The organism is Bdellovibrio sp. HCB185ZH (genome assembly GCF_047302455.1).
Lineage (GTDB): Bacteria > Bdellovibrionota > Bdellovibrionia > Bdellovibrionales > Bdellovibrionaceae > Bdellovibrio.
In genome coordinates this window covers 1,445,311-1,465,146 of sequence record NZ_CP178624.1, presented here as the reverse complement: position 1 = coordinate 1,465,146, position 19,836 = coordinate 1,445,311, and the positions used below count along the sequence as shown (strand labels likewise).

The 19,836-nt window shown below is 44.8% G+C and carries 22 protein-coding genes; 13 read left to right on the top strand and 9 right to left on the bottom strand.

Annotation, left to right across the window (positions count from 1 at the left end):
• Window positions 1–462: 462 nt before the first annotated feature.
• Window positions 463–1,872 (bottom strand): methyl-accepting chemotaxis protein, encoded by a 1,410-nt coding sequence (locus ACLSU7_RS07180; RefSeq protein ID WP_413294876.1) that lies wholly within the window; start codon window positions 1,870–1,872, stop codon window positions 463–465.
• Window positions 1,873–1,987: 115 nt separating this feature from the next.
• The gene (locus tag ACLSU7_RS07175) at window positions 1,988–2,158 is read right to left on the bottom strand and encodes a hypothetical protein (protein ID WP_413294875.1); all 171 of its coding nucleotides are present in this window, start codon (window positions 2,156–2,158) and stop codon (window positions 1,988–1,990) included.
• 201 nt (window positions 2,159–2,359) lie between these two features.
• Between ACLSU7_RS07175 and ACLSU7_RS07170 the strand changes: the two genes are divergently transcribed.
• Entirely contained in the window at window positions 2,360–3,169 is an 810-nt protein-coding gene (locus ACLSU7_RS07170; RefSeq protein ID WP_413294874.1) for an SDR family NAD(P)-dependent oxidoreductase, read from the top strand.
• Window positions 3,166–3,732 carry a cysteine hydrolase family protein gene (locus ACLSU7_RS07165; RefSeq protein WP_413294873.1) on the top strand — a complete coding sequence of 189 codons (567 nt, stop codon included), beginning with the start codon at window positions 3,166–3,168 and terminating at the stop codon, window positions 3,730–3,732. Before ACLSU7_RS07170 ends, ACLSU7_RS07165 begins: the two co-directional genes overlap by 4 nt.
• Window positions 3,733–3,761: 29 nt before the next feature.
• Here the strand turns inward: ACLSU7_RS07165 and ACLSU7_RS07160 are convergent, their stop codons facing one another.
• On the bottom strand, window positions 3,762–3,968 hold the full coding sequence (locus ACLSU7_RS07160) for a hypothetical protein (protein WP_413294872.1): 207 nt from the start codon (window positions 3,966–3,968) through the stop codon (window positions 3,762–3,764).
• A 139-nt stretch (window positions 3,969–4,107) separates the two neighbouring features.
• Between ACLSU7_RS07160 and ACLSU7_RS07155 the strand changes: the two genes are divergently transcribed.
• From ACLSU7_RS07155 to ACLSU7_RS07145, 3 genes are all read left to right on the top strand, one after another.
• Window positions 4,108–5,553, top strand: a complete 1,446-nt coding sequence (locus ACLSU7_RS07155; protein ID WP_413294871.1) for a DNA-3-methyladenine glycosylase 2 family protein — start codon at window positions 4,108–4,110, stop codon at window positions 5,551–5,553.
• Window positions 5,550–6,029, top strand: a complete 480-nt coding sequence (locus ACLSU7_RS07150) for a methylated-DNA--[protein]-cysteine S-methyltransferase (protein WP_413294870.1) — start codon at window positions 5,550–5,552, stop codon at window positions 6,027–6,029. The genes ACLSU7_RS07155 and ACLSU7_RS07150 overlap by 4 nt, the downstream gene beginning before the upstream one ends.
• A 79-nt stretch (window positions 6,030–6,108) precedes the next feature.
• Complete coding sequence (locus tag ACLSU7_RS07145; protein ID WP_413294869.1) at window positions 6,109–6,591, top strand: hypothetical protein; 483 nt, start codon at window positions 6,109–6,111, stop codon at window positions 6,589–6,591.
• Here the strand turns inward: ACLSU7_RS07145 and ACLSU7_RS07140 are convergent.
• From ACLSU7_RS07140 to ACLSU7_RS07130, 3 genes are all read right to left on the bottom strand, one after another.
• The gene (locus tag ACLSU7_RS07140) at window positions 6,588–7,862 is read right to left on the bottom strand and encodes a glycoside hydrolase family 113 (protein ID WP_413294868.1); all 1,275 of its coding nucleotides are present in this window, start codon (window positions 7,860–7,862) and stop codon (window positions 6,588–6,590) included. The genes ACLSU7_RS07145 and ACLSU7_RS07140 overlap by 4 nt on opposite strands.
• Before the next feature lie 100 nt (window positions 7,863–7,962).
• A complete protein-coding gene (locus ACLSU7_RS07135; protein ID WP_413294867.1) occupies window positions 7,963–8,811 on the bottom strand; it encodes a TIGR02285 family protein in 849 nt (282 codons plus the stop codon).
• Between the two features lie 47 nt (window positions 8,812–8,858).
• On the bottom strand, window positions 8,859–9,704 hold the full coding sequence (locus ACLSU7_RS07130; RefSeq protein ID WP_413294866.1) for a metallophosphoesterase: 846 nt from the start codon (window positions 9,702–9,704) through the stop codon (window positions 8,859–8,861).
• Between the two features lie 111 nt (window positions 9,705–9,815).
• On the opposite strand from ACLSU7_RS07130, the gene ACLSU7_RS07125 reads away from it, so the two are divergent.
• The 3 genes from ACLSU7_RS07125 to ACLSU7_RS07115 all read left to right on the top strand — a co-directional run bounded on the left by ACLSU7_RS07125 (window position 9,816) and on the right by ACLSU7_RS07115 (window position 12,849).
• On the top strand, window positions 9,816–10,199 hold the full coding sequence (locus ACLSU7_RS07125) for a hypothetical protein (protein WP_413294865.1): 384 nt from the start codon (window positions 9,816–9,818) through the stop codon (window positions 10,197–10,199).
• A 110-nt stretch (window positions 10,200–10,309) separates the two neighbouring features.
• Window positions 10,310–11,557, top strand: coding sequence for a hypothetical protein (locus tag ACLSU7_RS07120; RefSeq protein WP_413294864.1), 1,248 nt, complete (start codon window positions 10,310–10,312; stop codon window positions 11,555–11,557).
• Between the two features lie 206 nt (window positions 11,558–11,763).
• Window positions 11,764–12,849, top strand: a complete 1,086-nt coding sequence (locus tag ACLSU7_RS07115; RefSeq protein ID WP_413294863.1) for a VWA domain-containing protein — start codon at window positions 11,764–11,766, stop codon at window positions 12,847–12,849.
• A gap of 83 nt (window positions 12,850–12,932) precedes the next feature.
• Here the strand turns inward: ACLSU7_RS07115 and ACLSU7_RS07110 are convergent, their stop codons facing one another.
• Entirely contained in the window at window positions 12,933–13,382 is a 450-nt protein-coding gene (locus ACLSU7_RS07110; protein WP_413294862.1) for a DUF3011 domain-containing protein, read from the bottom strand.
• Window positions 13,383–13,526: 144 nt separating this feature from the next.
• Between ACLSU7_RS07110 and ACLSU7_RS07105 the strand changes: the two genes are divergently transcribed.
• On the top strand, window positions 13,527–14,039 hold the full coding sequence (locus ACLSU7_RS07105) for a hypothetical protein (protein WP_413294861.1): 513 nt from the start codon (window positions 13,527–13,529) through the stop codon (window positions 14,037–14,039).
• A 9-nt stretch (window positions 14,040–14,048) separates the two neighbouring features.
• Here the strand turns inward: ACLSU7_RS07105 and ACLSU7_RS07100 are convergent, their stop codons facing one another.
• The gene (locus ACLSU7_RS07100; RefSeq protein WP_413294860.1) at window positions 14,049–14,945 is read right to left on the bottom strand and encodes a LysR substrate-binding domain-containing protein; all 897 of its coding nucleotides are present in this window, start codon (window positions 14,943–14,945) and stop codon (window positions 14,049–14,051) included.
• Window positions 14,946–15,050: 105 nt separating this feature from the next.
• Here ACLSU7_RS07100 and ACLSU7_RS07095 point away from each other — a divergent pair, with 105 nt between their 5' ends.
• From ACLSU7_RS07095 to ACLSU7_RS07085, 3 genes are all read left to right on the top strand, one after another.
• The gene (locus tag ACLSU7_RS07095) at window positions 15,051–16,100 is read left to right on the top strand and encodes an NAD(P)-dependent alcohol dehydrogenase (protein WP_413294859.1); all 1,050 of its coding nucleotides are present in this window, start codon (window positions 15,051–15,053) and stop codon (window positions 16,098–16,100) included.
• Between the two features lie 14 nt (window positions 16,101–16,114).
• Window positions 16,115–17,095: an aldo/keto reductase gene (locus ACLSU7_RS07090; RefSeq protein ID WP_413294858.1), complete on the top strand. Its 981-nt coding sequence runs from the start codon at window positions 16,115–16,117 to the stop codon at window positions 17,093–17,095.
• Between the two features lie 227 nt (window positions 17,096–17,322).
• On the top strand, window positions 17,323–18,078 hold the full coding sequence (locus ACLSU7_RS07085; protein ID WP_413294857.1) for a hypothetical protein: 756 nt from the start codon (window positions 17,323–17,325) through the stop codon (window positions 18,076–18,078).
• A gap of 60 nt (window positions 18,079–18,138) precedes the next feature.
• Here ACLSU7_RS07085 and ACLSU7_RS07080 read toward each other — a convergent pair whose 3' ends face one another.
• Window positions 18,139–18,588: a YaiI/YqxD family protein gene (locus ACLSU7_RS07080; protein WP_413294856.1), complete on the bottom strand. Its 450-nt coding sequence runs from the start codon at window positions 18,586–18,588 to the stop codon at window positions 18,139–18,141.
• Between the two features lie 29 nt (window positions 18,589–18,617).
• Between ACLSU7_RS07080 and ACLSU7_RS07075 the strand changes: the two genes are divergently transcribed.
• Complete coding sequence (locus ACLSU7_RS07075) at window positions 18,618–19,832, top strand: cation:proton antiporter (RefSeq protein ID WP_413294855.1); 1,215 nt, start codon at window positions 18,618–18,620, stop codon at window positions 19,830–19,832.
• The last annotated feature ends 4 nt before the right edge of the window (window positions 19,833–19,836 follow it).

Genomic DNA, 19,836 nt, shown 5'->3' with positions numbered 1-19,836 from the left:
GTCTTTGCGGCAAGTGTTTTCAACTTCGTCCCAACAGCCACGTCTTTCCTGACAGCGGTCTCTGGAAATAAAGTCCTTCATAAAGAAGATGAAGCCCACGGCGCACAACAATATTATGACGACAATGATGTCGTTAGATCGTCTCTTTTTGATACATCACTCCTAGAAAATACGTACAGTTAGAGCTTTGCTCCTGTCTTATCGGCTGGGTGTTAAAAAAGTTTATGTTCCCTATCGAGAAAATAACAATATTTTGTTCCCGTTTTTGTGAGAACTCTTTATGGGCGGAGCCTTTGTTAAGAAGTAGACAATCTTTTCTCGCTAGATAGGCTTTATGTTCGAGAAGAACATATGAACGTATTCAAAGTATTCGTTGTAGTCATTTCGTTCGCAAATTCAGCTTTTGCTGAATCAACCAAATGCTTTGAAAAAATCAACCAGCAAGAGCGAAACGATGATAAGTCAGCTTCCCGTAAGCCTTGAGAGTGTTTGCAAGATTCCACCGACATTGTGTGAGGCTTGGGAAATCCGCTCTGACATTTCAGATACCACTTGCGCCACCTTGGCATTTTCCTGAGACGTCTGATCAATTTTGCCAAAGGCCAAACTGATTTGCTGAATCGATGAGGATTGTTGGTGCGAAGATTCAGAAATCTCTGCATTGATACTGGAAACCTTCTTAACGGATTCCAGCACCTCTGCCATAAATTGTTCGCTTTCTTTTGCGATGCGGGCGCCTTCGATAATTTGCTGGCGGTTGCTTTCAATCATTTGCGAAATGTCCCGGGCGGAGCCAGCACTTCGTTGTGAAAGACTGCGCACGGCCTCTGCCACCACCGCAAATCCTTTCCCCAGTTCGCCAGCACGGGCAGCTTCTACGGAAGCATTCAATGCCAGCAAATTTGTTTGAAAGGCGATATCATCAATGGCTTGGATGATATCTACCATCTTTGTTGCCGAAGCTTCCAGGCTTTGCATGGATTGAATCAAGTGTTGAGTGGCCTCGGTGCTTTTTAAAGAAGCTTGCAGAGTTTTTCCGGATACTTCAGCAGCAGAAATTGCCGAGTTCGAAGTGATTTTAAAAGCGTTGGTGATATCTTCCAGGGAAGCTGCGGTTTCCTCCAGTGAGGCCGCGGACTGGGTTGCACCGGAAGCAAGCATTGTTGAAGTCTCCGTCAAAGCACGGCTGGATTCATCCAGCTCACCGCCGGTTTGTTGGACGCCACGGGCGATTTCGCCGATTCTTTGACTGAGTTTGTGAATGATCACCCCTCCAAACAGAATACAAAGCAGTGCTCCTACGATCGCAGTTGTTAAATTGATCGTGCGAAGACTGGTACCGGAGTTATGAACCGCGCCGGCATCCTTTTCGATCAAGTCGCCCAGTTTTTCCATTTCTTCTTCCAGGACTTTAAATGATTTTTCAAAATCAGGCAGTTTTAAGATCGCAACGTCAAAGCCTTGGTTCGCTGCAAGGTTTACGATGGTTTCCGCTTTTTCAATATAGGAATTCATTGCGGGTAATACGTTGGAAAGTGCAGCCTTGGTTTCACTCTGCAGTTCCAGGGATCTTAGCTTATCAATATATGATTTAAAATTACCCGCCATCTCTTTGACTTCGTTTTGGGACTCATCAAGTCCGGCCTTGTCGCCGGTTTTCGCAGAAAGCAAAGCGCCACGGGCAACCGCGCGAAGTCCGTCATGCATCATGTCTGCCAAGGTCATGTTGCGCACAGCGGGCAGTTGAGTCTCTGCAACATTATCGAAATTTTTCATAAGAGTGGACGAATTTACGAAAGATAAAATTCCGACAGATAACAAAATTACCGTAAATCCCAAAACTAAAAGCCACATTTGCTTTTTCAGCGTCATCCATCCCCCTGGATTTTCAATTATGCTGAAAATCGGCAGGGAACTAAAGATTGTAATGCATTACAAGTGACTGGCCCTGACAAAAATCAGGGCCAGTGAGTCAATAAACTATACTTTAGCGTTGTTGTGAATTTTTAGAAGTGTTGGTGGATTGTTGGCTTGTACGTGAGCTTTCACCTTGTTGACCACCCTGTTGACCTTTTTCCCAATTATTCTGAGTCTGGCCGGACTGCTGCTGATTTTGTTGGGAACGACCGCTGTTTTGATTTTGGTTTTGGTTAGCCATAATAGCCTCCTTGGTTATTTTCTATCCTCCGCTTGTTTTAAAAAATGAAAAGACCGGAAAAAGAGAAGAATCTTTCAAGTGAGTCATAAATTCGACCAGAGTTTGTAGCGAAATTTGTGCTTTGTCTGGTTCTTGCAAAAAAATTCCTAAGGCACTTGTTAATTTCGCAAAATAGAAACGTCTTAGAGGAGGATTAACACCATGGAAAACACACAAAACCAGAAAAAACTCGCAGTCGTCACAGGCGCTTCCAGTGGTATCGGTTATTACCTGGCTCACGAATTTGCCAAAAATGGTTATGACCTGGTGGTCATTGCCGAGGATGCCGGAATTCATACAGCTGCTGACGCCTTCAGAGAACACGGAAATTTAGTCCATGTGGTTCAAGCAGACCTTGCTGATAGATCCGGAGTCGAACAAGCTTATCAGAAAATTATTTCCATCAATTGTCCCGTCGATTCGGTTGCTTTAAATGCAGGGATAGGTGTCGGGGGAGCGAGCTTTGACAAAACATCCCTGGATCAAGAAATCAAAATGCTTCATTTGAATGTCATTTCCACCGTACATCTGGCAAAACTCATTCTTAGAGACATGTTGCAAAAAGGACATGGCCGAATTCTTATTACCTCATCTGTCGCAGCGATTATGCCCGGTCCTTATGAGGCGGTCTATGCGGGTACCAAAGCCTTTGTACAATTCTTTGCCGAAGCTTTGCGTGCAGAAAATATCGATAAAGGAATCACTGTGACAGCACTTTTACCAGGGCCCACCGAAACAAACTTTTTTCGTCGTGCCGGTATGGAAGAAACCAAAGTCGGCCATTCTGAAAAAGATGATGCTGCCGAAGTGGCACACATGGGTTATGAGGCTTTATTGGATGGTAAGGACATGGTGGTCGCCGGATCAATTATGAATAAAATCCAAACTGCTGCCGCAAAACTTATGCCGCAAAGTCTGGCAGCTAAGATGCATGGTCGAATGTCTAAACCGGATTCACCAGATAAACGATGAAACCGAATGAGATTCGCCAGCGAAATTCTACTGCGCTATTGATTATTGATATGATCAATAACTTTGATTTCCCTGGCGGGGAGAAGCTTGCTGCTTCGTCTCTTCCGGTGGCCCGAAAGATTTTGGCTTTAAAACACCGTGCCTATAAAAAGGGAATTCCTGTCATCTACGTTAATGACAATTTTAAATTATGGCGCTCAAGCTGGCAGGAAGTTTATCAGTTTTGTTCTGAACCCGATTCTGCGGGCCGAAAAGTTTCAGAGCTTTTACAACCCAGCGAAAAAGATTTTTTTATTCTAAAGCCGCGACATTCCGCTTTCTTTAATACCAATCTTCCGACCCTATTAGACGATCTGGGAACCAAAAAACTTATCGTCACGGGGGTTGCTGGGAATATCTGTGTTCTTTTTACGGTGAATGATGCTTATATGAATGATTTTAAAATCGCCGTCCCCCGGGACTGTATCGCATCCAATACTAAAAAAGAAAACGATTTCGCCCTGAAACAGATGAAGGATTTGATGAAGGTGAATACGGCAGCCGTTAAAGGTTTAAAATTGTAAAGGTGCGGGGACACCGCACCTTCAGGACTTTAGTGCTTGGTGCGTTTGGATGCAGATTTCTTAGCAGTCGAGCTCGATTTTTTACCCTTTGCTCCGCCAGTTTTTTTATTCACTGTGGCCCAGCCAATACGTGCCGCGGATTTCGCAGAACGTCCCTGTTTCTTTTCACTTTCTTCGATATGCTCAGCCATTCTTTTTTGTTTTGGTGAATAGCTTTCTTTTGAACCTCTTGGCATAAATACCTCCGTGATTTCCATTTGATGCTTCAATGTTTCAATTTGCTAGAATGCTTTACGGGCTGTGCAATCAATCATATTTTCGATAATGTCCGAAAACGGCCACTTATTCATATTTACCTGTGCTATGGTAGCCTGTATGAAACAGGACGATATCTATTTCGAAGCAATGAGAACTCGCGACCCGCGATTTGATGGGAAGTTCTTTGTGGGAGTGAAGACCACAGGGATTTATTGCCGTCCTATTTGCCCAGCGAAACCCAAGCGTGAAAACACCGAGTTTTTTGCAAACTCACATCTCGCCGAAGCCGCGGGTTATCGTCCATGTCTGCGCTGTCGTCCCGAAAGCGCTCCTCAATCATCAGCCTGGATTGGAAAATCTGCCACTGTGCAAAGAGCACTGAAGGTTTTAAATTCTTCCCAGACCATCGATTTTAACGAAGACTCCTTTGCCGATAAATTCGGGGTCTCGGCTCGTCATCTTCGCCGTCTTTTTATTGAAGAGATCGGAAAAACACCCAAGCAGCTGGCCTTTGAAAACCGTCTGAACCTTTCCAGAAAATTAATTGTCGAAACCAGCTTGCCCCTCGCCGAGGTGGCCTTTGCCGCGGGATTTAATTCGATTCGTCGCTTTAATGATGCCTTTAAGGAGCGTTTCAAAAAAGCACCTCGCGATATCCGCCGCAATAGCACTTCAGAAAAGAAGGGTTTGCAAATTTCTTTACCGTATCGTCCGCCCTTTGATTTTGAGGGATTGATAAATACCTATCGCAATCACCGCATCGGAAATCTGGAATGGTTTGAGGGCGACAAAATGACCCGCGTGGTTTCTTTTGGGAAGCAAGTCGGGCAGATCAGTATCAGTAATAATCACGAAAAATCATCGCTCTTGGTTGAAATCGATTTTCCAGATACCAGTGCTATTCACATGATTCTTCATCGTGTGCGCAGCATGTTTGATCTGGATTCAGATCCGGTGATGATAGCTAATGCATTAGAGCGGGATAAAGACATCAAAAAGATGCTGAAAGTCTATCCGGGCATTCGCTTGTTTTCAGGATGGGACCCATTTGAAATTTCTATGGGTGCGATCCTAGGGCAATTGGTCAGTATCGAATTCGGCCGCGCTTTGGTTCATGATCTGATTGAAATTGCGGGGAGTGATTCGGGGCTTAAGCGAGACGGAAAGTCGATTAAACTTTTCCCCACACCCGAACAAATTCTGGATGCAGATTTGACGGCTTTAAAAACTACCGGTAATCGCAAGCAGACTCTTAAGGAGTTTTCTAAAGCAGTGGTGGAGGGGCGGATTTCGCTGGATTCGGCTCAAGATGTGGAGCAATTCCAAAAATCGCTTTTAGCCATCCGGGGAATTGGCCCCTGGACCGCGCACTATATTACTCTTAAAGCTTTACGCAGTACTGACACCTTCCCAGCAAGTGATCTGATTTTAAACCGGGCTCTGGAGCATCACCCCAAAGAGGTCCTGGAAAAAATGAGTCCTTGGCGTGGTTATGTCGCAGCACTTTTTTGGAGGACATACTCCGAAAACCTCAGTAAGAAAAAGAAAAGGAAATCCCCATGACGTTGGTTCAGAAAAAACTTGAAACCCAAATCGGCCCGATGTTTTTGATCGTATCAGAAAAGGGCCTTCGGGGATTGCTATGGAAAAAGCAAAATGTGCCCTTCAATCCTGGAAGCGAGAAAATCGAAGCCTTGCTTTTAAAGGTCGAACAGGAAATCACGGAATATCTTTCAGGAAATCGAAAGTCTTTTTCGATTCCTTTAGATGTCGAAGGCACGGAGTTTCAAAAGCGCGTATGGAATGAACTCGCAAAAATTCCCTATGGCGAAACCAAGTCTTACAAAGAAATCGCTATGGCACTTAAAGATGCGAATGCTTGTCGTGCGGTGGGTACTGCTAATGGCCGAAACCCTGTCAGCATCATCGTACCTTGCCACCGCGTGATTGCAGCCAGCGGAAAACTTGCGGGTTACGCAGGCGGGATAGAAGTTAAAAAGGCTCTTTTAGCAATCGAGGGACTGAGTCTTCGGGAGTAGCTCCATAATTGACTCCAAAAAGGTATTGCTAACAGTCAAAGACCTTGCCTGAACTCGCTAATTCTCTCAAAATGATTTCATGATTCAAAAAGCCAACGGTGATGCAATTGAAGTCTTTCTCGAAGGACCTATCAGCGAGAAAACTGAGATCTTTGATATAAAAATTCAAAATTTCAAAGATATTAAATTGAACATGGCGAAGGTGACTTTCATCAACTCCATCGGCGTGAAGAACTGGATTTCCTGGACTCTGCGCATGGCTACAGGTGCCAAATTAACGTTGGAAGAGTGTCCTTATGTGATCGTGAATCAGGTGAATATCGTTCATGGTTTCGTTCCAAAAAACTCGGTTATCACTTCTTTCTTTGCGCCATTTTTATGTGATGCTTGCGGCCACGAGCAGATTTTGAAACTGGAAAATGGCGTGCATTATAAATATGCGCAGAATCAGCTGCCTCACGAAGTGAATTTGCCAGAGGTCATCTGCGCTAAATGTGGCGCGGTGATGGAGCCGGATTTCATGGTCGATAAGACTTTTGGATTTCTAAAAGAAAAAACCTAGTTCAGATACTTTTTCAAAACATCGTGCATGGATTTCTTATGCAGGGGAGTAAAGCCCTTGTCATTTTCATTCGTGTCTTGATCGACTAAAACCTGCCACATCCCAAAGCCACTCATCCAAGGCCATTGCGGTTCCCAGAACGCTTTAAGAAAGGACTCCCAGGCTGCGGCCTGATGGGCAAGATTTAACTTTCCTTTGCTGCTTTCATAAGCCGCAGGTTCCAAAAAACAATTTTCAACACTTGCATAACCTACCTCTTGCATATAGCCGGGCTTTTCTTCCCCTAAGGTCAGGGCGATTTCAGTTAACACTGTATCTAACTGTGAGGCATGAGATTGAGGACGAGCTTCCAATTGACGAAGCAACATTGAATAGTCATTCGAGAATTTTTCGTGGGAGCTTGCTAAAGCCCGGTAGTAATCAAAACCGATCACATCCAAGGATCTCCACAACGCCTGTAGATCTTTTTGGTGTTTTTGATTGAGGGGTTTTTCAAAGTTTTCAGTTAAATAGAATTTCCACTGTTCTATTTCTCCGCCGACGATTTTTTGACCGCCCACTTGAACATACTGGTCTGTGTAGTTGATGCCATAAGTGATTTTGGTTTTTGGTCCCAGGATTTCACGCGCTTTGCGAATCATATCGACCCATTTTGCTGGGTAACCCAAGCGCCAAGCGGGCTCACGATCACCCAGGCCCGAGGTCATCGAATTCATTTCAGCACCGATTGAATACATTTCGGCGCCAGCTTTTGCCGCCAGTTTCAAATAGCGTTCGTGATATTTATAATAACTTGCAAACCAAGCATCGGGATTTTTCGGTTGGATATTCCCGTGCCACCAATAAATATTCTTCTTTTCAACATAAGGGAACTCGCCCTTAGGACCGACCACCAAAAGAATCGGGCGAAACGAAACGCTTAAGCCTAAGGACTTTGCATAATCGACGGTTTGTAAAACCAGTTTTTCTTCCATCGCCTGTTCTTTGGCGGGAACGACAGGGCGAATATCTGAACTCACGCCGGTGATCATGTGCGCGCGAAAATTCAAAATGACGGATTTAAATCCCAGTTCTTTTGCAGAATTTAAAATAGAGCGAACGCGTTCGCCTTGCGCCGAAGAATCCACCGTGAAGCCCCAGGACTGATAGGTCATCAGATGAAGGGCCGCAACCGGCTTCGTTTGTGCGCATGCCAATGTCCATGCGGACGAAAAAATCACAGGAACAGTGATTAAGAACGTACGCAAAATTGCTCGGCAAATAATTTTCATTGCCTTGAAGTAATAAACCCAAGGGAGTTGGTCAACTTAAGGGATGTTGCTCGGTGCAGAACGGACGCAGTTCTGCAGTCCGTCACGACGTCACTCGATCCTAGTAGTTTTCGCGCATTTCTTTTCGCGGTTTTTCTAAGCGCTTTTGATCTTCGCTTGTTAGCCAACGATCCACGCCTTTACGGATCTCATCCAGAATTTCGGGATTGTTTTTCAGAACTTTATTAACTTGATCGATCACGGACTTCCCCCATTCATTGCGCGGGCATGCCACAACCACATCGACGATGGGTTTGTTATCGGTAAGGGGCAGGTGAACGACGCGATCTTTAGCATTCAAATATTCGTTATAATAAACAGCTTCAAACGGATATCCCAGGGTGTATTGAATGCGATCACTTTGTAACATCTGATGCACTTTCAAACTGGTGCTGATGGTGATGATCTTTGGATTTTTCTGATACTGATTTTTTACCAAGACTTCGTCGATGCCGACACCGTATAAACGGCCGACACCCAATTTCCAAATTTGTTTTTTATTCAGGAATTTTTGCAAAGAGTAGGGCTCCAAAGACTGAATTTCTTCAAGCTTACTTTTCTTTAGTAAAATACCATTGGAGGGAATAACGAAAACCGGTTTGGAAAAATAAAATAATTTATGCCATTCGGGAGTGTCCAACCAACCGGCGTTGCAAGCATGGGTTCCTTTTTCGGCTTCAACCAAAACGCGCTGAACCGTACTGACTAAGGAATCGTGGGAATACTGAGGGAGCTTTTTCGTGATGATTTTTTCTGTGATATCCAAAAGACCCTGTCCCTGATATGGCCCCTGCAGAATGAAAATGGGCGGATCGTCCCATCTCATCCATGTGATGACTTGGGGATCTTTGGTTTGCCCAGGGGCAAAGAGCGGGAAAAGGCTCGCTATGATGAAAATGCGGAATTTCATTTTTTCAGTTTTCTCAAAACGAAATCGAATGTCCACTTACAACCCGGTCAGTGAGCTTTGAAATTTAATTCCACCATCACAATTTCAGGTGGCACTCTAAAACGCACAGGTAATATGCTATTTCCTGTGCCACTCGTCACAAGAATGTGATGTTCTTTTTCACTGATCAATCCGTACCGATAGCGATCGCCAAAGCGAGAAGGCGTAATGGGCGCACCCACGATGGGAAAATTCACCTGCCCCCCATGAGTGTGTCCGGCAAGCATCAGGGAAATATCTTTTTTCGTGTCAGGAAAAACATCAGGATTGTGAGTCAGTCCAATGGTCGGTAAGTCAGATTTTTTATAGCTCGCCAAAAAATCACTCAGCTGCGTGTCTTCCCAAAAATCCCCGAAGCCCCCCAGATGAAATGGATGATCTTTCCACTGAAGTTCAACAACCTGGTTATCAATTAAACGCACGCCATTTGTTTTCAATGCTTCTGAGACCTGCTCTTTGTTGGCCCACCAATCATGATTTCCGAGCACACTGAACACACCCAAAGGTGCTTTTAACTTTTTCAGCTGATGAGCAGCTTTTAAAAATGCCTCGGCATTTCTTTGCGCTACAAAATCTCCCAAAAACACGATCATGTCGGGCTCTTCTTTTAAGAGCATATCGACGATGCGTTCTAAACGAGCTTCATCCCCAAAATACCTACCTAAGTGAATATCTGAGACCACACCGATGCGCAAAGCTGGCAGAGATTTTTCATGAGAAAATTGCAGCGCATAGTTTTGCACCGTCAATGATCTAGGCTCTAACCAAAAAGCCCAGGCCGTCAGAACTCCGGCTGTGAATATCAGAACACCTGTTAGAAGCTTAAACGCGAACTTTTTTCCTAAATTGATCATTGTTTGAAGGGTAACACTGGCTCTTAGCCTCAGCAAGGGCGTCGAGCGTGAAGCAGGCTTTGACTCCATTAAAAACTCAGGGAGAATAAATGCACCCGGGGGAATCCTTCAGTGAAGTTCAATTTAGCTATTTTCGCAGTTCTCGCTTTGATGGTGGGTTGCAGTTCAAAACCACCAAGTTCACGTTACATTATCAACTCCATCAATACTGCCGACTTGGATAATTCCAAATCCATCTCTCGTAACGAGTTTAAAATGTATTTCCAAGGTCGTTACAGTCAAATTGACGCTGGGGATACGGGGCGAGTGCCTGCTAAAAAGCTTTGTCCGGGGATTCTTGCTCCTAAGTTTTGTGAGGGGGCTGATACCAATAAAGACGGGATTATTACTCTGGATGAGCTTTTTAGTCGTCTAGACCGCGAATTTGATCGGGTGAACGTCGATAAAAAGCCTGATTTATCCTATAAAGAGTTCCATCAAGCACTGTTGCCTTAAGGACTCAGTGGTCTGTGCTTAAGGGGCCCTAATTAGTAACTCCTTGCCTATTTCCATAAACTTTCTTAAATAGTGCGCCGGCCCTAGGCGCCGTTAAGAAAGTTTTTGATATGTCGTTCTTGTCCTTCGTTTTGGTTTCTGTTTTTGCTCTGAATGTTTTCGCCGCTGAAATTCCTGATTTTTTGAAAAATCCCTTTGCTGCGACGATCACTTCCACTCTTATTCTTCCTGAAAGCAATAAATCCATCATCCGCAGTTCCGTGACGGTTTTACCGGCTCGCAAAAGCGTTCCTTTGATGGAAAGAGTTTCTGATTTTCACTACAACTATCGTCTGCGTGCAGATAGCACAGCACCGATTGTTTTCATCATTCCTGGGACGGGTGGTACAGCCGAATCCGCAGCCGCTTTGGTTTTAGCAGAGCAAATGTTTAAAAACGGCTACCACGTGGTGACCGTAGACAATCCTTTTTCCTGGAAGTTCACTGTTGCTGGCAGCAAAAGTGGTTTACCAGGTTTTACTCCTCGCGATTCTGCAGATCTGTATGCGGCTCTTTTGAAAACAACGAAAGCACTTAAAAATGATCACGGGATCAAACCACGCAGCTTTAACTTGATTGGCTATTCCATCGGTGGTTTGCAGGCTCTGTTCATGAAAAAGCATGACGACCAGGCAGGTGCTTTTAAGTTCGCCAAAGTCCTAACCATCAACCCTCCGGCGGATTTGCTATTTGCGATTCAAAAATTGGATCGCTTGGCAGAGCTTGAACAAAAGTTATCGAAAACCGAAAAACAAAACATTTCCTTTAAAGTTCAACGAGTCACGGACTTGGTGACTGGAAATAAAATTGATCTTAAAAACCCTCGCCAAATTGATCAGGTGTTTAAGCAGGAAGCCTTCACCGATGTGGAAATGGCCTACCTGATCGGTAAAGAGTTCCGTGACAGCCTAGGGGATTTGGTCTTCGCTTCCCAGCAAGTTCACGATCTGGGTATTTTGAAAAGCCCCGTCAGCAAATACAAGCGCAATGCGCGCAATGCCGAGGCTCGTGCGGTGCCATTCGTGCGTTATATGAATCAGTTCCTTCTTCCCAATTTGAAACGCACTCAAGGTGCGAATTATTCGGTCGAGCAATTGAATCATGATGCCAGCATTTATCAGTTCGCGGATTATATACGCGAAAACCAGAACCTTTATTTCATCGACAGTGCCGATGACCTGGTTTCTAAACCTCAAGACATCGCTTGGATGAAGGCCCAATTTGGAGAGCGAGGATTTGTTCTGCCATTCGGTGGCCACTGCGGATTTTTCCAAGTTCCTGCGTTTCAAGGACGCTTACAGAACATTTTCAAATACTAAGTTGGAGTCAGTTTTGGAGCATGTTCATATCCGGTACATGCTCAAAAGTTATCAATTCCTCGTCAAGTACCCGGAATCGGGTGCTTTTTCTGATTAAAAAATCATTCTCACAAAAATTAAACTACACCTGATCCCTGCCGATAGTGAATTGAATCGATCTGTCGGGAACGCATCTTGCTTTAATCATCAAGTACGTGGGGGGCCATGTGAGAAAATTAGTACTTATAGTTTCAGCACTACTGACAATAGTAGCTTTTCAGAATTGCGCTGAACAAAGTTACAACTTTGCTCAGAATGTCAGCAACTCCGGCACTGGAGTCACAGGAACGGAATCTAAAAGCCAAAGCTTTGCGTCATCATCAACGGCCAAATCTATTGATATGGTGTGGGTGATCGATAACTCCGTATCTATGGTTCAAAACGTCAATCGCGTGAAAGCGAATTTCAAAGCCTTCGTCGAAAATCTCGATAGCAAAATCGATATCCGTGTGGCTTTGATTTCTCGTTCTGAAACATCCAGCATTAACACGCAAATCGCATTAGCTGACTATACCTCTAATGGTAAGCAAGTTCATTTCATGGTGCACAGTTATAACCCGATGCTGGTGGCGGCACTTTCAACGTGCCCATCTTCTTCGGATAAAAGCGATGTGCTATGTTCGACTTTAAAAGGTAACAGCCGCTATGCGGGAGTTTATGGTTCTTTAAACTCGTTCTTTAGAAGTGGTTCGCAGAAAGTTTTCGTCTTTGTATCGGATGACGACTCTTCTAACGTGTCTGCGAATACCAGCATCCAGTATGACTCGGTTTCTGATCCGAAAAGCTATGACAATATCAAAGTTTCATCTTTGACTGAAAACGTGGATTACATCACGCCATCCACTTTCCAGGCGCGCATGACGAAAGCCTTCGGAAGTGCGACAGCGGTTAAAAGCTTTGGTTTCATCGCTTACGATAAAACCAGCAGTCCATGCTTGGCTCGTCCAAGTGTAAATTATCAATCTTTGATTAAAAGCTCAGGTGGTGCGCATTTTAATATCTGTAACTCCGACTGGAGTTCTGCATTCAGTACTCTGACATCTCGTGTGGTGGATTTTGCTAAAAACACTTACGTGGTGGCGGATGATTCATTCTTGGGTATCGATTATGTCGAACTGAATGGTTCAAAACTTGTTGCCGACCGAGATTTCACAGTGAGTGGCAACACGGTGACCTTGAATTCTTCGTTGCTATCGCAAGTGGGGAACTACTCAATTGTGGTGCACTATGTGCGCGGTGTGGTTGAGAAGTAGTTTTTTAATTGATTCTTAAATTAAAAACCGGAAGCCTGATAAGCTTCCGGTTTTTTTATTTCACGTGTGCGATCTCGAGTTAATTAGTAGCGCTCGATTGCAAAAACCGCGCGGCAACCTTTGTCGACCCAGATATAGTTTCCAGTCAGACCAAAATTTCTGTTCTGCTCACAGCGAGTGTTAGAACGTTGTTTTGCCAAATAGAAATTGCGGATACCATAAGGATCAACATAGCAGGTGTTGTAACGGTTGCCTTGAGATTCACAAGTCACATATTCAATGCGTGGTTGGCTTGGTGGACGAGGCGGGTTGTGTGGAGGATATCCTGGGCCTGGACGAGGCCCGCGATCATCACGACCGCCACCGCGGCGGTCATCGCGATCATCACCGCGGCGGTCATCACCACGACGATCATCAAATCCTGGGCGGCGAGGAGCAGCAATCTCTTCGCTGTCAGCATAGTCAAAATCATAAGCCTGTGCTGTATGAGCCAGTGCGCAAAGTGCAATCACAGAGAGAATCATTCTTTTCATATCATCTTCCTTTGTAAGTGGTGTCTTTCTGACGATAACGTCGTTTCGAGAATCCTTACTGCGAGGAGCGTGCCTATTCTTTCTGGGGTCATAAAGAACCATTTAGTTTGCCTCGCAAAACAATAGTTTCTTATAATAAGGAGCATGAAGATTTCTAAAATTCTCTCAATCCTCATCAGCATTTTTATACTTGGTTTCGTGTGGTTTTTTAGCGTGAATCAGCCTTTCAAGTCCCCTGTGTACTACGTAGAGAACATGGATAATTCCACTCGCACCAGAGAGGAGATGCTGCTCGCAATGAAGTGTGTCGGCTTTGTTGGAAGCTGTGAGATTCCTGAAGCTGGGTTGAAACTTGTGATGTCTTTCGAAGGCTTTGAATTAAAGAAACCCGTCGCAAAATTTTTAAATATCAGCGGCATGGGAGACAACAAAGGCTGGGGTTTCCAAACCCATTACTTCGGCCACCGAGTGTTGACGATCACAAATCTTGAAGGAAAAGAAGTGGCAAAATTCCACCAGCGATTGTGGAATACTGGTGCATACGCCGACTTCAGCCAACTCTTGTCGTTTGATTTGCCCGCCAAAAAACTTTTCATCTCCGCAACCGCGTGGGGCTTCAACGGCTGGCAAGACATCGCGTACGGCCTTACTTTTTAAGGTACGGCCCTACTTATTAATATATCCCTTCACATGATCAATGAACGCGCGAAGCTTAGGCAAAATTTGTGAGCGACTTGGGTAGTATAGATAAAATCCTTCACTCTCCGCCGCATAGCTTGCAAGAACAACCTCAAGCTTTCCAGATTTCACTTTGTCTTTAATATTTTCTTCCGCAGCATAGACTAAGCCGTGTCCTGCGACTGCGGCATCCAACATCAAGTTTGAATCACTAAAAATCAAATTGCCTTTGACGTGCACTTGAAAATCTTTACCGCGCTCTTGGAATTCCCAGCGATCATACAGCCCTCCACCCAGACGTATCAGAATGCAGTTGTGGGATAAAAGATCGCGTGGTTTCTTAGGGCGGCCGTGCTTATCAAAGTATTTGGGGGAACCTGCAATGACGAAGCGAACCGGCCCGTAAAGTTTTGTGGCCACCACATCCTTTGCTAAGATATCAGAAAGCCTGATGCCCGCATCAAATCCATTTTCAAAAATGTCAGTCGCAAAATCCTCCAGATAAAGCTCAACGGTTACTTCAGGATACTTTTTGATAAAGCTAGAAATAATTGGCTCCATAAAGGAGTGATAAAGTGAGCGGGGCAGATTTAAACGCAAAAGTCCTGCGGGCTTCTTTCCGAGACTTCCCACGCTATCCATGGCAGTTAAAATTTGCTCCAACGCAGGACCCGCTTCCGAGAGGAAACGTTGACCAGCTTCCGTTAATGATGTTGCGCGAGTCGTACGAGTCAAAAGTGTGACGCCCAAACGATTTTCAAGTTGGCGAATCATTTGGCTAATGGCTGAAGGGGAAATATCCAGTTCCGCAGCAGCAGCGGTAAAGTTACGCTTCTCAGCGACCAACTTAAGTGCCAGAAGGCCATCCAATCTGTTTTTATCCATTATGAAGCGCTCCTTAACAGCACGTGAAGTAAACCCCTATTTTTCTTAATGAACAACAGAGCTATTCTTTTGGCAAAGACTATCTCATCAATCAGGGAGAAATAGATGATTCAAGCAAAAGGCATGGCCGCCATGGCCGCCAAACAAGCGTTAGTTCCATATTCATTCGAAAGACGCGAGCCAAAAGAACATGATGTTGTTATCGATATCAAGTACTGTGGCATTTGCCATTCTGACATTCATATGACCCGAGAAGAATGGGGTGGGGGATCTCCGTTTCCAATGGTTCCGGGGCACGAGATCGCTGGGGTTGTTCGTGCGGTAGGCAGCAAAGTCACAAAACACAAGATCGGCGATCATGTCGGGGTGGGCTGTTTGGTGGATTCGTGTGCCGAGTGTGCGCATTGCAAGCAAGACCTTGAGCAATATTGCGTTGAAGGACAAACGGGAACCTACGGTGCGATGGAGCGTGATGGCTCCGCGGTCACTCAAGGTGGATATTCGAATGTGATCGTAGTTAAAGATGATTTCGTTTTGCAAATTCCAAAAGCCCTGCCTCTTGATAAAGCAGCTCCATTACTGTGTGCAGGCATCACTCTTTATTCTCCACTGAACCACTGGAACGCAGGCCCTGGTAAAAAGATAGCAATCATGGGGCTTGGTGGTTTAGGTCACATGGGCGTGAAAATTGCTCGTGCAATGGGTGCGGAAGTTACAGTTCTTAGTCATTCTGAGAATAAGCGTGAAGATGCAATGAAGCTTGGCGCTCACCATTTCTTGGTTGCGAAAACACAGGACGTCTTTCAGCAAAATGCCTCGAAGTTTGACTTGATCATCAACACGGTCTCCTCTGCGGATATCGATATGACTAGCTATTTTAATTTATTGAAATTAGATGGAACCATGGTCTCTGTCGGAGCGCCGGAAAAACCACTATCTATCAATGTTTTCCCATTGATCATGATGCGCAGATCTTATGCTGGTTCGGCGATAGGTGGAATCAAAGAAACGCAAGAGATGCTGAATTTCTGTGCGAAGCACAACATCACGCCAGAGATTGAAGTCATAAATCCATCTCAGGTGAATGAGGCCTATGAGCGCGTTCTGAAAAGTGATGTGCGCTATCGCTTTGTTCTAGACATGGGAAAGATTTAAAAAAGGAGCATTAAATGAAAAAACGAAAATTGGGTAACAGCGGTTTAGAAGTTTCTGCCATCGGTTTTGGCTGCATGGGATTAAGTTTTGGCTATGCAAATAAACTAAGCCATAGCGACGCCGTAAAAGTTGTACAAGCAACGGCAGAGCAAGGTGTGACCTTCTTTGATACCGCAGAGGTCTATGGGCCCTATACAAATGAAGAAGTAGTCGGTGAGGCGTTAAAGCCTATTCGTGACAAAGTGGTGATCGCAACCAAGTTCGGATTTAAAACCGGGGCATGGACGGAACTTGATAGCCGACCTGAACACATTCGGGAAGTCTGTGAAGCTTCATTAAAACGCTTAAAAACGGATTATATCGATTTATTTTATCAACACAGAATTGATCCCAGCGTTCCTATCGAAGAAGTCGCGGGCACGGTTAAAGACTTAATCAAAGAAGGTAAAGTAAAACACTTTGGATTGTCAGAAGCCGGTGTCGCAAACATTCGTAAAGCACACGCAGTCCAACCCATCACAGCTTTACAAAGTGAATATTCATTATGGTGGAGAGAACCGGAAGAGCAAATTATTCCAACCCTTGAAGAGCTCGGAATTGGTTTTGTTCCGTTCAGTCCCCTCGGTAAGGGATTCCTGACAGGAAAAATCAATGCCGATACTAAATTCGGTGAGGGGGATTTCAGAAACGTTGTCCCTCGCTTTAGCGAAGAGAATCTAAAAGCCAATCAGGCATTTGTGGATTTGCTAACGTCAATCGCTAAAGAAAAGAATGCAACAACAGGGCAAATTGCTCTTGCATGGATCTTAGCGCAAAAGCCTTGGATCGTACCAATTCCTGGCACAACAAAAGTCGAGCGCATGAAAGAGAACTCCGCTGCATCAGACATTCAACTCTCGGAAAACGAGATACAACGCATTCAACAGGGTGCCTCACACTTAAAAGCACAAGGGGCGAGGTATCCAGAGCATTTACAAAAGCGTATAGATAGATAGTTTTCTTAGCGCAGCAAAAATTTCAAGAGCGCATCTAATCTAAGGTGCGCTCTTTTTTTTAATGATGACTTCTCGACTTTCCCTCTACCTTCATCCCGAATTCTTACCTGTGTTTATAAAACCAACCTCTAGATCTAGCAGTCATTCGGCATAATTTTCCCAAAATTACATTCTCGCAAGGCACCCTGCTGTAGTTGCACAAATCAACCGCAACACTGTGAGGGTCAATGACTAAAAATTTCGTATTAACACTGATAATGATCTCCACCGTTGGTCTTGCTACCGTTTCTTGTTCTAAAGCCGAAGGTGATCCAGCATACACAGAGCAATCTTTAAGCTCTGACGGCGATTCCCAAGCCACTTCTGAAAATTCTGAAACTGCACAATCTGATTCCGAAGACATCGTTGAACATATCCACGAAGAATATGGGACTATCAACACTGACATCCAAGAACTTGGATGTGTGAAAGCTACGACGAAACAAGAAAGTTTCGTAGAGCAAGGATTGACTAAGAAAGATCAGTTCCTTGCACAATGTGCTGAAAAAACGGGGAACTCTGCATGGTGTAACCAATTGGTTCGCCCAAATCCAAGCAGCTACAACAAGTTCTCTTGTACGTACGGTTCTGAACAAGAACACATCTTGGTTCATCCAGATGAATGGACTTGGCAATATCCAATCGCGGCTGTGAACATCATTAAAGATCTTGAAGCAAAAGGCATTACCGTTAGCATGATCTATAACTGGTGGAGACCAGAACCCTACAATAAAAACGTAGGTGGAGCAGCGGGCAGACATCCTTATGGAACTTCCGTTGACGTTCGTTTCTCTAGCAATTCAATGGCAAATGTTGCCTTTAAAGAACTTTGCAAAATGCGTAAAGCGGGTCGCTTGCGTGCGATCGGCCACTACGGAAGTGCTTCACTTCATATCGGTGTCGGCGATAAAACGGCGAACACTTGGGGAAAATACTGTAACTAAAAAATAAGGTGCCAGGTCCTATTTACGTATGCACCGCATACGTAAATAGGACCTGGCACCTTAAGAACGTTTTAATTGTTGGATCACTTGGTCTAACGTGCTTAAAAACTTCGAACGGTCTTTTTTATCCATCGGCGCGGGACCTCCGCGAACTTCACCCATATGTCTTAGATTTTGCATAAGCTCGCGGGTCGCAACCGCGGAACCAATGCTGTCTTCGGTGAATTCGATGCCTTTGCTGCCAATCGCGCGTACTTGTTTTTTTACGCAACGTTCTGCCAGTAAAATATCTGCGGTGATCACGATATCGCCTTTTTGCGCATGCTCGACGATCCAGTCATCAGCGGCATCAAAATCTGAGGATGCCACAATCATCTCGACGCGAGAATTCTGCGGAACATTCAAATACTTATTCGCAACCACGAAGACTTTAAGCTGATAGCGATCAGCCACTTTATAAGTTTCCTCTTTTACAGGGCAGCCGTCGGCGTCGATATAGATGTCTAGCATTTCTAAACACTAACATGTACTATCCAGCCATGCCACATTTAGTACCAAGCTTTTTGACCCTGGTGATTGTTATCTCTGTTGCGCGTTTCTTTGGAATGGTTTTCCGCAAACTGGGTCAACCCTCTGTCATGGGCGAAGTTCTGGGCGGAATTATTCTGGGTCCCTCGGTCGTGGGTTACTTTTTTCCAGGGTTTACTGAGTCTGTATTTCATCCGGAAGCCATGGTATTCCTTAAAAATATCGCTGAAGTCGGTATCACGCTTTATTTGTTTGTGATGGGACTTGAAATGGATCTGCCGCGTTTGCGTCAGTCGGCTAAGTCAGCGGTGCTGATTTCGCAAATGAGTATCCTTGTGCCCTTTGCGCTAGGTCTTGCGTTGGCTTATCAGATTTATTCTGGATACGCGCCGGTGGGTATCGGTCATCTCGAGTTTTCCCTGTTCATCGGTGTGTCTTTATCGATCACAGCATTTCCTGTCCTCGCCCGAATCCTGGCGGACTCTCATCTGCACAAAACTCGTTTGGGAGATTTGGCCCTTACTTGTGCGGCGATTGATGATATTACGGCGTGGTGTTTGGTTGCCGTGGTGACTGGATTATTGGGCGCCTCTATGGGGGGAGCCGCGAGTACGATCATTTTGACGATTATTTATGTTATAGCGATGGTCCTTATCGTTCGTCCTTTGATCGAAAAGTTTTTACCACGTTTAGAAAAGTCCTCGGAAAGATTGCCGCAAGCTTTGCTCGCGGTTGCAGTTTTGGGAGCCATGGGCTCAGCCACGCTGACGGATTTAATCGGTATTCATGCTTTCTTCGGTGCCTTTATGTTTGGTGCGATTATTCCCCATAACAGCTTGATTGCTAAGGACACAACAGACCGTTTGCAAGATTTTGTGGCGATTTTATTTTTGCCAGCATTTTTTGCTTTAACGGGTGTCAAAACCCAACTGGGCTTAATCACGGGCACTGAGCACTGGATGCTATGTTTAGTTATTACCGCTCTAGCGATTTTGGGAAAGTTTGGGGGAGCCTTCGCGGCCGCCAAGATTTCCGGAAACTCCACCAAGGATTCTGCGGTATTAGGTCTTTTAATGAACACACGGGGACTGGTGGAGTTGATCGTTTTAAATATTGGTCTTTCCATCGGAGTTTTGACCCCGACCCTGTTCACGATGCTGGTGATTATGGCTCTCGTAACCACGTTTATGACAGGGCCGCTTTTAAAGCTCGTGGATCGCCGTTAAGTAT

Coding starts and splice junctions, on each gene's coding strand:
- ACLSU7_RS07155 (WP_413294871.1), top strand. CDS start 4,108: ATGAAACAGGACGATATCTATTTCGAAGCAATGAGAACTCGCGACCCG.
- ACLSU7_RS07165 (WP_413294873.1), top strand. CDS start 3,166: ATGAAACCGAATGAGATTCGCCAGCGAAATTCTACTGCGCTATTGATT.
- ACLSU7_RS07170 (WP_413294874.1), top strand. CDS start 2,360: ATGGAAAACACACAAAACCAGAAAAAACTCGCAGTCGTCACAGGCGCT.
- ACLSU7_RS07160 (WP_413294872.1), bottom strand. CDS start 3,968: ATGCCAAGAGGTTCAAAAGAAAGCTATTCACCAAAACAAAAAAGAATG.
- ACLSU7_RS07095 (WP_413294859.1), top strand. CDS start 15,051: ATGATTCAAGCAAAAGGCATGGCCGCCATGGCCGCCAAACAAGCGTTA.
- ACLSU7_RS07135 (WP_413294867.1), bottom strand. CDS start 8,811: ATGAAATTCCGCATTTTCATCATAGCGAGCCTTTTCCCGCTCTTTGCC.
- ACLSU7_RS07145 (WP_413294869.1), top strand. CDS start 6,109: ATGATTCAAAAAGCCAACGGTGATGCAATTGAAGTCTTTCTCGAAGGA.
- ACLSU7_RS07080 (WP_413294856.1), bottom strand. CDS start 18,588: ATGCTAGACATCTATATCGACGCCGACGGCTGCCCTGTAAAAGAGGAA.
- ACLSU7_RS07090 (WP_413294858.1), top strand. CDS start 16,115: ATGAAAAAACGAAAATTGGGTAACAGCGGTTTAGAAGTTTCTGCCATC.
- ACLSU7_RS07140 (WP_413294868.1), bottom strand. CDS start 7,862: ATGAAAATTATTTGCCGAGCAATTTTGCGTACGTTCTTAATCACTGTT.
- ACLSU7_RS07130 (WP_413294866.1), bottom strand. CDS start 9,704: ATGATCAATTTAGGAAAAAAGTTCGCGTTTAAGCTTCTAACAGGTGTT.
- ACLSU7_RS07180 (WP_413294876.1), bottom strand. CDS start 1,872: ATGACGCTGAAAAAGCAAATGTGGCTTTTAGTTTTGGGATTTACGGTA.
- ACLSU7_RS07150 (WP_413294870.1), top strand. CDS start 5,550: ATGACGTTGGTTCAGAAAAAACTTGAAACCCAAATCGGCCCGATGTTT.
- ACLSU7_RS07110 (WP_413294862.1), bottom strand. CDS start 13,382: ATGAAAAGAATGATTCTCTCTGTGATTGCACTTTGCGCACTGGCTCAT.
- ACLSU7_RS07085 (WP_413294857.1), top strand. CDS start 17,323: ATGACTAAAAATTTCGTATTAACACTGATAATGATCTCCACCGTTGGT.
- ACLSU7_RS07105 (WP_413294861.1), top strand. CDS start 13,527: ATGAAGATTTCTAAAATTCTCTCAATCCTCATCAGCATTTTTATACTT.
- ACLSU7_RS07120 (WP_413294864.1), top strand. CDS start 10,310: ATGTCGTTCTTGTCCTTCGTTTTGGTTTCTGTTTTTGCTCTGAATGTT.
- ACLSU7_RS07175 (WP_413294875.1), bottom strand. CDS start 2,158: ATGGCTAACCAAAACCAAAATCAAAACAGCGGTCGTTCCCAACAAAAT.
- ACLSU7_RS07075 (WP_413294855.1), top strand. CDS start 18,618: ATGCCACATTTAGTACCAAGCTTTTTGACCCTGGTGATTGTTATCTCT.
- ACLSU7_RS07100 (WP_413294860.1), bottom strand. CDS start 14,945: ATGGATAAAAACAGATTGGATGGCCTTCTGGCACTTAAGTTGGTCGCT.